This window comes from Micromonospora acroterricola (assembly GCF_003172955.1).
GTDB classification, from domain to species: domain Bacteria; phylum Actinomycetota; class Actinomycetes; order Mycobacteriales; family Micromonosporaceae; genus Micromonospora; species Micromonospora acroterricola.
Genome location: NZ_QGKR01000338.1, coordinates 1 through 9,818, shown reverse-complemented (window position 1 = coordinate 9,818; position 9,818 = coordinate 1). Strand labels below are relative to the sequence as shown.

The following is a 9,818-nucleotide window of genomic DNA, read 5'->3' as shown; positions in this document are numbered from 1 at the left end:
CCCGCAGCCGGCCCGCCGCGCCGTCCACCGGCACACCGGTCCGGGCCAGCCGCCGGTCCGCACCGGCCGGCGCGGCGCCCAGCGTCGCCGGGTCGGGGCCGGCCGGTGGCTCGGCGGTGACCAGGTCGGTGGGCACCAGCACCACGGCCGTCACGCCACCCTCGCCGGACGGGCGCAGCCGCACCCGTACGCCGTGCCGGGCGGCCAGCCGGGCCACCACGAAGAGGCCGAGCCGGGCGCTCTCCGCCGGGTCGAACTCGGGTGAGCTGGCCAGCCGGGTGTTGGCGCGCTCCAGCGCGGCGTCGGACATCCCCAGCCCCTGGTCGGTGATCTCCAGGGCGTACCCGTTCGTCACCCGCTCCCCCGTCACGGTGACCCTGGTGTCCGGCGGGGAGAAGGCGGTGGCGTTCTCGATCAGCTCGGCGAGCAGGTGGATGACGTCGCCGACGGCCCGGCCCAGCACGCCGGCCGGCTGCACGGAGGTGATGTCCACCCGTTCGTACGCCTCGACCTCGGAGCTCGCACCCCGGACCAGGTCGACCATCGCGACGGGGTTGCGCCACCCCCGGCCCGGCGCGGAGCCGGCGAGGATGACCAGGTCCTCGGCGTGGCGGCGGAGCCGGGTGGCGAGGTGGTCCACCTGGAACAGCTCGGCCAGCTCGTCCGGGTCCTCGGCGCGCCGTTCCATGCGGTCCAGCAGGTGCAACTGCCGGTGCACGAGGCCCTGGCTGCGCCGGGCGATGTTGAGGAAGACCTCGTTGAGCCCCCGGCGCAGGGTGACCTCGTCCACCGCGGCCTGGACCGCGGTGCGCTGCACCTCGGTGAAGGCCCGCCCGACCTCGCCGATCTCGTCGTGGCCGTACTCCAGCGGGGGCGCCTCCCGGGCCACGTCCACCTGCTCGCCACGGCGCAGCCGGGTCACCACGTCCGGAAGTCGGTGCTCGGCCAGCTCCAGGGCGGCGGTGCGGACACCGCTGAGCCGGCGGACCAGCGTCCGGCCGACCCGCAGCGCCACCAGCACCGAGATCACCACGGCGACGAGCCCGAGCACCCCGGCGGCGGCCAGCCGGACCAGGATCCCGACGGCCATCGGCACTGAGCGGTCGGTGAGCTCGTCGGCCTCGGCCAGCTCGAAGTCGCGTAGCTGCTGCTGCACCGCGTCGTGGCTGGCCTGCCAGGTCGCCGCGTCCACCTGTGGCCGGCCGGACCGGTTGGCGACGACCAGCGCGTCCTGCATGGCGCGCAGCCGGGTGAACGCCGTGCTCTCGGTCAGCCGCTGGTACGCGGCCCGGCCGGCCTCGGGCAGGTCGGCCACCGCGCTCTCGGTGAGCCACCGCTGGTTGCCGATGGCCTGCACGAGCCGGGCGTGCTCCCCCTCGGCGAACCGGCCGGCGGTCAGCGCGCCGGCCAGCAGGGCGTCGGCCTGGCCGAGAAGTTCCCGGGACCGGCCCAGCGCGGTGAGCGCCAGCGCCTGCCGGTTGAGGTCGGGGTCGGTCAGGTTGGCCATGCCGGCGAACGCCTGGAAGGCCGAGGCGACCATGCCGCTGTAGAGGCCGATCGCGCCGGCGCGGTCCACCTTGCGGTCGTCGATGAAGTCCCGGCCGGCCGGCAGTGCCGCCAGGGCGGTGACCAGCTGGTCGACGCGGGCGTCGAGCAGGTCGTCGGCGGCGTCGCGCAGCTCCTCCCCGTCGACCCGGCGGCGCAGCTCGGTGATCGCCCGGTCGGTGCGCTGCCGCTGCTCGGCGAGGGCCGGCAGCTCGGTGGTGCCGGCGAGCTGCACCACCGAGAGCCGGCGTTCCCGCTGCAGCTCGGTGACCACGGTCTCGCCGGGGCGGCCCAGGTCGTACAGCAGGGTGCGGGCGGAGAGCAGGTCCAGGGCGGGCCCGAAGGTCAGCGTGGTCGCGAAGATCCACAATGCCAGGAGCGCGGTCACCGGCGCGACGACCAACGCGGTCAGCTTCGAGCGGATCGGCCAGTCGCGGGTTCTCATCAGACCTCGCCCGTGCAGGGGTGGCAGGAGGGGCGCCGGCACCGCCGGGCAGCGCCCCGGTCGGCTGCGCCCGGCCGTGACGCCGGGCACCGGCGTGAGCGCCTTGGGCAGGATACGTAATCGCGCGCCGTTGCACTACCGCCTGTCGCGCCGACATCGACGCTCCGGAATGCACCCGTCCGGTACGACGAGCGCCCCGCCGGCGGGCCGGCGGGGCGCTCGTGGTGGTGCGGTACGGGTCAGGCGTTGTCGGCGATGCCGAGCCCCTCGGCGACCCGCCGGCCGTAGTTCTCGTCGCACTGGCTGAAGTGCCAGACCATCTTCTCCTGAATGTGCTTGTCGCACTGGGCCAGCAGCGTGGTCAGGTTGAGGATCAGGTCGTCGCGCTCCCAGTCCGCCATCTCGCGGAAGCGCCGGCCGGCCTGGGAGTAGTTGTTCTGCCGCTCGATCGGGGCCTTCATGATCTGCCCGGAGACGAACGGGCGGTACTCCCGGTAGGACTCGTCCGCCTCGTGGAGGCCGGCGACCGAGGACGGCTCGAAGTTGATGTGCGGGTTGGCGCCCCGGTTGTCCACTCCGTACGACATCTGGCCGCCGCCCTGGTTGGTGTTGACCTGGACGTCCTCGCGCGGCCGGTTGACCGGCAGCTGGAGGTAGTTCGGGCCGACCCGGTAGCGCTGGGTGTCCGAGTAGGAGAACGTCCGCCCGACCAGCATCTTGTCGTCGGAGAAGTCGATGCCGTCGACCAGCACGCCGGTGCCGAAGGCGATCTGCTCGTTCTCGTTGTGGTGGTCGGTGATGTTGCGGTTGAGCGTCATCATGCCGACCGGCAGGTAGGGGAACTGCTCCTCCGGCCAGATCTTGGTGTCGTCGAGCGGGTCGAAGTCCAGCTCCGGGTGCTCGTCGTCGCTCATGATCTGCACGTTGAGCTCCCACTGCGGGTACTCGCCGCGCTCGATCGCCTCGTAGAGGTCCTTGGAGGCGTGGCCCAGCTCGGTGGCCTGGATCGCGTCGGCCTCGGCCTGGGTCAGGTTCTGCTCGCCCTGCTGGGTCATCCAGTGGAACTTGACGAGCACGCCCTCGCCCTGAGGGTTGACGAAGCGGTAGGTGTTGACCCCGGAGCCCCGCATGGTGCGGTAGTTCTTCGGGATGCCGTACGGGGAGAAGAGCCAGGTCAGCATGTGCATCGACTCGGGCGTGTTCGACATGAAGTCGAAGATCCGGTTGGGCTCCTGGCGGAAGGTCACCGGGTCCGGCTTCAGCGCGTGGATCACGTCGGGGAACTTGATCGCGTCGCGGATGAAGAAGACCTGGAGGTTGTTGCCCACCACGTCCCAGTTGCCGTCCTCGGTGCGGAACTTGACCGCGAAGCCGCGGGGGTCGCGGGCTGCCTCGGAGGAGTCCCGGCCGCCGATGACGGTGGAGAACCGGATGGTGACCGGGGTCTTCTTGCCCTTGGTCTGGAACAGCTTGGCGCGGGTGTACGTCGACGCCGGCTCGTCACCGATCGTCCCGTACGCCTCGAACTCGCCGTGCGCGACGAAGCCGCGCGCGTGCACCACCCGCTCGGGGATCCGCTCCCGGTCAAAGTGGCTGATCTTCTCCAGGAAATGGTAGTTCTCCAGCGTCGCGGGGCCGCGCGAGCCGACCGTGCGCTGCTGCTGGTTGTTGTGGACGGGGTGGCCCTGGCGGGTGGTGAGAATCGGCTTGCCGGCCTGTGGGTCGCTCATCGTTCTCCTCCAGATGCCTGGTGCGGCGTGCCTGATCGGTCCTGCGACTGACGGTCGGGGCAGCGGCCCCAACGGGGGACGTTGGTGACGGCGGCGACGAACTCTGCGCCCGGGGCAGGGCCGGGGAGCGACGCTCCGGTCACGGTCGCCCCGCACTCGGAGCGGACGGGGTGGTCGTGGTCGTCCCCGCCGGGCATCACCCCACCCAAGCGCGTTTTCTGGAATCAGTCAAGTTTTAGTCGGATGCCGCGCTGTGGCCCTCGTCATCGCCCGAACGGGGACACCGTCCGTGACACCGACCGCCGGCCGGCCAAGGAAAGTGGCCCGGATCGGGATTGGCGATCAGTGCGCGGAGGGAATACCACGTGACGAAGGAGGAGCCCATGTCGTCCACGCAGGTAATCGTCATCGTGCTCGTCGTGCTGGTGATCGTCGCGGCGCTGGCCGTGGCCGTCCGGTCGGTCGCGCGGCGCCGCGCGTTGCGCAGCCGGTTCGGGCCGGAGTACGACCGGGTGGTGGCCGAGCAGGACAGCCGGTCCGCCGCGGAGCGCGAGCTGCGCGACCGGGAACGCCGGCACGCCGAACTCACACTCACCCCGCTCGACCCGGAATCCCGGGCCCGTTACGCCGCCGCCTGGGAGGAACTCCAGGTCCGCTTCATCGACTCGCCGGGTGAGACCGTGGGCGACGCGGACGAGCTGGTCACCCGCCTCATCGAGGAGCGGGGCTACCCGACTGGGGACTTCTCCGACCAGATCGCCCATCTCTCCGTCGAACACGCTCGAACGCTGACGAACTACCGCGACGCGCACGAGATCCACCTGCGCAACTCCCGGGGCGAGGCGAGCACCGAGGAACTGCGCCAGGCGGTCGTGCACTACCGGGCGCTCTTCGCCGACCTGCTCGGCGAGGAGCCGGTCGCCCAGCACACGCCCGAACAGCGCCACCCGGACAGCCCGCACGACGCCACGAGCCGCTGAGGAGGCCACCGATGCGCCAGGAAGAGCCGCAGGTGAGCAACGACCATCCGGAGGCCGTCCGGTCCGCGCCGGTGCCGGTGCCGCCGACCGGCGACCGGGGCGGTCGCACGGACGTGCCCGAGGACGCGCTGGACGACAGGGGTGGGTTCGACGACCCGTCCGTGTCCGACGAGCGCGCCAGCCGCAGCGACCGCGACGGCGTCGACGACGACCGGACCGACGACGAGGGCGGGTTCCACGAGCCCGGGCCCCTGCCGACCACCTTCGGCGCCACCACCGTGGCCGACGCGGTGGCGGCGTCCGCGCTGGCGAGCCCGCGCCCGCAGGACCAGCCGGACCCCCGGGCCGAACGGACCGCCCAGCCGGGCGACGGCGCCGAGGACGGCGAGCGCGAGGGGCTGCGCGCCGACCCCACGGCCGAACTGCATCGCCGCGGCACCGATCCGGACACCGACGACAGCCGCCACGCCGACGAGTCCGCGACGTCGCGGACCGTCGTCCCGGCGGGTAGCACGGACGGTGGGCCCGAGCGGCGCAGCGACCTCAGCGGCGTCGACCGCGAGCCCGACGCGGCGCCCTACGGCAGCGCGACGCCGGAGATGGTCGACCCGGACGCGGTCTCGCCGGACGCCGACCCGGTTCTCGCCGGCGGCGGGGCCGGCGCCGCGTTGCAGTCGGCCGGGACGTCGCGACCCGCCGGGTCGACCGTGGCGGCCGAGCCGGCCACGCTCCTCGACGCCGACACGGCGCAGGGTTTCCGGGACCGCTGGCGGGACGTGCAGCTGCGCTTCGTCGACGATCCGCACGCCGCGGCCGGTGAGGCGCAGTCGCTGGTGGAGGAGGCGATCCAGGCGCTCGCCTCGGCGCTGGCCGCGCAGAAGAACGCGCTGGGCGGGTGGCAGGACGCCGGCTCGGCGGACACCGAGCAACTGCGGATGGCGGTACGCCGCTACCGGGACTTCCTGGACCGCGTGCTGGGTCGTTGAGCGAGGGCACTGGGGCGCCCCGGCCGGCTGGTCGGGGCGCCTCCGCACGTTCGGCCGCGGGGCCGAGCCGTTCCGCCGGACGTTCCAGGTCCGGTGGAGCGCCCCAAACACGCCGGACTCGACACGGAGGCGTGAAACCCCCTGCGCGGGGGTAATAGGGCGCGCGCTCAATTACGAGGATGTCGGGACGAGAGGTGACGCGGATGGACGACGGCGGGGGTCTTCGGCTCGACATGAACGGCCTGGACTACCTCATCCTGGCCCTGTACTTCGTGACCGTCCTCGGGGTCGGCTTCGCCGCCCGCCGAGCGATCCGGACCAGCGTCGACTTCTTCCTCTCCGGCCGGTCCCTACCGGCCTGGGTGACCGGTCTCGCCTTCGTGTCGGCGAACCTGGGCGCGCTGGAGATCATCGGAATGGCCGCGAACGGCGCCCAGTACGGCGTGATGACGGTCCACTACTACTGGATCGGCGCGGTGCCGGCGATGGTCTTCCTGGGCATCGTGATGATGCCCTTCTACTACGGATCCAAGGTCCGCAGCGTGCCGGAATACCTGCGGCTGCGGTTCAACCGCCCCACCCACCTGCTCAACGCGATCAGCTTCGCCGTCGCGCAGGTGCTGATCGCCGGGGTGAACCTCTACGCCCTGGCGCTGGTGATGCAGGCCCTGCTCGGCTGGCCGCTCTGGACCGCGGTCCTGGTCGGCGCGGCCATCGTGCTCGCGTACATCACCATCGGCGGCCTGTCCGGCGCGATCTACAACGAGGTGCTTCAGTTCTTCGTCATCCTGGCCGGCCTCATCCCGGTCACCGTGATCGGCCTGGTGAAGGTCGGCGGGGTGAACGGGCTGATGGACGCGGTCCGCGACTCCAAGCTCGGCGAGGCGGGCCTGCACGCCTGGCAGGACACCGGCACCACCGCCAACCCCCTCGGCGCGCACTGGTTGGGCATCGTCTTCGGCCTCGGCTTCGTGCTCTCGTTCGGCTACTGGACGACCAACTTCGCCGAGGTGCAGCGGGCGTTGTCGGCGAAGAACATGAGCGCCGCCCGCCGTACGCCGATCATCGCCGCGTACCCGAAGCTGTTCATCCCCCTGGTCACGGTGATCCCCGGCCTGGTGGCCCTGGTGACCGTGAAGGGCCTCGGCGCGGAGAGCGGCGACCTCCAGTACAACAACGCGATCCCGCTGCTGATGCGTGACCTGCTCCCCAACGGCGTGCTCGGGGTGGCGGTCACCGGCCTGCTCGCCTCGTTCATGGCGGGCATGGCGGCCAACGTGAGCGGTTTCAACACCGTCTTCACCTACGACATCTGGCAGGCGTACATCCGCCGCGACCGCTCCGACGAGTACTACCTGCGGATCGGCCGCTGGGCGACGGTCGCGGCCGTGGTGGTCGGCATCGGCACCGCGTTCATCGCGGCCGGGTTCAGCAACATCATGAACTACATCCAGGCGCTCTTCTCCGTCTTCAACGCGCCGCTGTTCGCCACCTTCATCATCGGCATGTTCTGGAAGCGGATGACGGCGCTGGCCGGCTTCTGGTCGCTGCTGCTCGGCACCCTCGTGTCGCTGAGCCTCTACCTGCTCTACAAGGGCGGCGTGGTCAACTTCAACTCCGACCTGGAGGAGAGCTTCTGGGGCGCCGGCCTCGCGTTCGCCACGGCGGTGGTGGTCGCCGCGATCCTCACCCCGCTCACCGCGCCGAAACGCGACGAGGAGCTGCGTGGGCTGGTCTACGGCATGGGCGGTGTCGACCTGAAGGGCGACGTGCTCGCGGGCGACGCCGTCTGGTACCGCTCCCCCGTGCTGCTCGGCGTGATCGCGGTCGCGCTGGCCGCCCTGTTCTACATCCCGGTCTTCTAGGAAAGGGGTTCGGCAGATGAGCAACGACGGCCAGCCGCCGGCACAGGACCCGCTGATCGACGAGGCGCAGGAGGAGCAGCGCCGCTCCGCCGCCGCCCGACTGTTCGACATCCGCCGGGTGATCGGTGGCCTCTTCGTGGCGTACGGGGTCATCGTGACGCTGATCGGCGTCTTCGACAGCCGGGCCGAGATCGACAAGGCCGAGGGCGTCCGGATCAACCTGTGGGCCGGGCTGGTGATGCTCGCCTTCGGCCTGTTCATGCTGCTCTGGCAGTGGCTGCGCCCGGCGGAGCCGCCGGCGCCCAACGAGAAGCAGCCCGGCACCTGACCGACCGCCGTGCGCGCCGGCCGCCCTTCGGGTGGTCGGCGCGCATCCGTCCGGGTCTGCGCCGGCGCCGGGCATGGCCGCCGCCGCACGGGGTACGCCGGGGGGATCAGGCAACGTGTCGGACACAGGAGGCAGCACCATGACCGATCGCGAGCGCCGACCGCCGCTGGAGGAGAGCCCGGAGACGGCCTCGGCGGTGGACGACGACAGCACCGTCCCGCAGCTGCGCACCGGGGGCGGCGCGGACCGGGACACGCCGGCCTTCACCGAGCCCCGGGACCGGCCGGACGACCTCGCGCCGGACACCGACGACCTGATCGGCGACCCGTACGGTGCCGGCACCGGTGCGACCGGGACGGGCACCGGCGCCGGAGGGGACAACATCCGCACCGGGGCGGAACAGCCCTGGGAGCCGGAGGACCTGGTGATGGCCCGCGGGCAGGACCTCACCCCGGAGAACCTGGACAAGGCCCGCCGCGACCTGGCCGAGCAGGGACGGGCGGCCATCGAGCGCATCGTGCCCTGACCCGGGCGTAGGGGCGGGTCCCCGGCCCGACCGTGACGGTCGGACCGGGGACCCTGGGTGACCTGCCGCCGGCGGTGCCTCACCTACCGCCGGCGGCGGGTGGCGCGGGAGCGACCCGGTCAGAGCGCCGGGTACGCGTTGCGCATCAGCTCCTGGAACTGGGCCGAGAACCACGCGCCGGAGATCGGCGCGTTCGGCAGGGATCCTGTCGCGCTGTTGCCGTTGCGCGGGTTGCCGGTGTACGTCGGGTCGCACATCCGGTCGAAGCCCTTGCCCTCCTCGTTCGGGATCAGCTCGCTGGAGCCGTCCGACTCACCCGGGGGCTTCACCCAGACGTACGCGTCGATGCCCGGCTCCGGCGCCGCCTTGGGCCGCTCGCCGAGGCCCGCCCCGGCCTGGTTGCACCAGTTGCCGGCGTGGATCCGACGGTCGATCCGGCCACCGTTGACGTAGGTGTCGACGCTGGTCGTCGCGCCCGGGCCGGTGGGTCGGGCGGAGCCGCCCCAGCCGTTGCGCGAGGTGTCGATCAGCATGCCGATGCCGGAGTTGAAGCCGACCGAGACCAGCTTGTCGCGGAACGCCTGGGCGAAGGACAGCTCGTCGACGTAGAAGTTCCAGTCGATCCACTTGGACTGCCGCACCGTCTGGCCGTTCACGTTGTCGGTGATCTTGATGTACGGCTCACGCAGCGCGGAGTAGTTCGCCGTGTTGACGATGAAGCCGTGCACGTTGTTCACCGTGCTGCCAGAGGCGACCGCGGCGCTCTTCAGCATGTCGGCGGTCGGGCCGAAGTTGGTGTCCCAGCCGATCCAGCCGTGGTGCGCGGCGTCGATGTAGTTGTAGACGTTGCCGATGACGCCCAGCTTCGCCAGGGCGTAGCCGACGCCGTTGACGTACGCGCCGTTGGCCTTGACGGTGTCACACATCGCCGTGCCGCCAGCCTGCCCGGAGGTGTTGGTCACCAGGTTCGGCAGCGAGTCGATCTCGATGATGTTGATGATCCGGATGTTGCGGTACTTCGGGTCACTCTGGATCGCGGCGATCGGGTCGATGTACTCGGCCTTGTACCGGGGCAGATCGTTCGGGCCCAGCTCACCGTTGGAGGCGAGCGCGGCGCAGTCCCGGCCGGGCAGGTTGTAGATCACGAACTGGATGTAGCCGGCGCCCTGACGCAGCGCCTCCTCCAGGTGGTCCCGCACCCCGAAGGCGCCGTTGGAGCTGCTGTCCGGGGTGCCGTTGATCGCGGCGATCCGGTCCAGCCACACCGCGGTCGGGTTGTTGGAGATCCGGCTGCCGCCCGGCTCCGCGTCCGCCTTGGCCTTCCACTCGGGGTTCACGTATCCACGGGCCCCGGCGTAGGGGTTGTCCACCTTGCTGCCCGTGGGCGGCGGCGTGGTCGGCCGTCGTGGCGCT

At 71.6% G+C, this 9,818-nt stretch carries 8 protein-coding genes; 5 read left to right on the top strand and 3 right to left on the bottom strand.

Going from position 1 to position 9,818, the window contains the following annotated elements:
• Together DKT68_RS28645 and DKT68_RS28640 are read right to left on the bottom strand one after the other, a co-directional pair.
• A partial coding sequence (locus tag DKT68_RS28645; RefSeq protein ID WP_109820497.1) for a sensor histidine kinase occupies positions 1-1,990 on the bottom strand: 1,990 nt, incomplete at its 3' end.
• Between the two features lie 239 nt (positions 1,991-2,229).
• Positions 2,230-3,720, bottom strand: a complete 1,491-nt coding sequence (locus tag DKT68_RS28640) for a catalase (protein ID WP_109820496.1) — start codon at positions 3,718-3,720, stop codon at positions 2,230-2,232.
• A 383-nt stretch (positions 3,721-4,103) separates the two neighbouring features.
• Here DKT68_RS28640 and DKT68_RS28635 point away from each other — a divergent pair, with 383 nt between their 5' ends.
• The 5 genes from DKT68_RS28635 (at position 4,104) to DKT68_RS28615 (ending at position 8,405) form a co-directional block, all read left to right on the top strand.
• The gene (locus DKT68_RS28635; protein ID WP_109820495.1) at positions 4,104-4,700 is read left to right on the top strand and encodes a hypothetical protein; all 597 of its coding nucleotides are present in this window, start codon (positions 4,104-4,106) and stop codon (positions 4,698-4,700) included.
• 11 nt (positions 4,701-4,711) lie between these two features.
• Positions 4,712-5,686, top strand: a complete 975-nt coding sequence (locus DKT68_RS28630; RefSeq protein WP_109820494.1) for a hypothetical protein — start codon at positions 4,712-4,714, stop codon at positions 5,684-5,686.
• Between the two features lie 203 nt (positions 5,687-5,889).
• Positions 5,890-7,551 (top strand): sodium:solute symporter family protein, encoded by a 1,662-nt coding sequence (locus DKT68_RS28625; protein ID WP_109820493.1) that lies wholly within the window; start codon positions 5,890-5,892, stop codon positions 7,549-7,551.
• A gap of 16 nt (positions 7,552-7,567) precedes the next feature.
• Positions 7,568-7,879: a hypothetical protein gene (locus DKT68_RS28620; protein ID WP_109820492.1), complete on the top strand. Its 312-nt coding sequence runs from the start codon at positions 7,568-7,570 to the stop codon at positions 7,877-7,879.
• A 139-nt stretch (positions 7,880-8,018) separates the two neighbouring features.
• Complete coding sequence (locus DKT68_RS28615) at positions 8,019-8,405, top strand: hypothetical protein (RefSeq protein ID WP_109820491.1); 387 nt, start codon at positions 8,019-8,021, stop codon at positions 8,403-8,405.
• 119 nt (positions 8,406-8,524) lie between these two features.
• On the opposite strand, the gene DKT68_RS28610 is transcribed toward DKT68_RS28615, so the two are convergent.
• On the bottom strand, positions 8,525-9,818 hold a 1,294-nt coding region (locus tag DKT68_RS28610), incomplete at its 5' end, for a glycoside hydrolase family 6 protein (RefSeq protein WP_109820490.1).

What these genes read in the sequence shown, in the direction of transcription:
- DKT68_RS28640 (WP_109820496.1), bottom strand. Translation starts at nt 3,720, where the DNA reads ATGAGCGACCCACAGGCCGGCAAGCCGATTCTCACCACCCGCCAGGGC.
- DKT68_RS28635 (WP_109820495.1), top strand. Translation starts at nt 4,104, where the DNA reads ATGTCGTCCACGCAGGTAATCGTCATCGTGCTCGTCGTGCTGGTGATC.
- DKT68_RS28630 (WP_109820494.1), top strand. Translation starts at nt 4,712, where the DNA reads ATGCGCCAGGAAGAGCCGCAGGTGAGCAACGACCATCCGGAGGCCGTC.
- DKT68_RS28625 (WP_109820493.1), top strand. Translation starts at nt 5,890, where the DNA reads ATGGACGACGGCGGGGGTCTTCGGCTCGACATGAACGGCCTGGACTAC.
- DKT68_RS28620 (WP_109820492.1), top strand. Translation starts at nt 7,568, where the DNA reads ATGAGCAACGACGGCCAGCCGCCGGCACAGGACCCGCTGATCGACGAG.
- DKT68_RS28615 (WP_109820491.1), top strand. Translation starts at nt 8,019, where the DNA reads ATGACCGATCGCGAGCGCCGACCGCCGCTGGAGGAGAGCCCGGAGACG.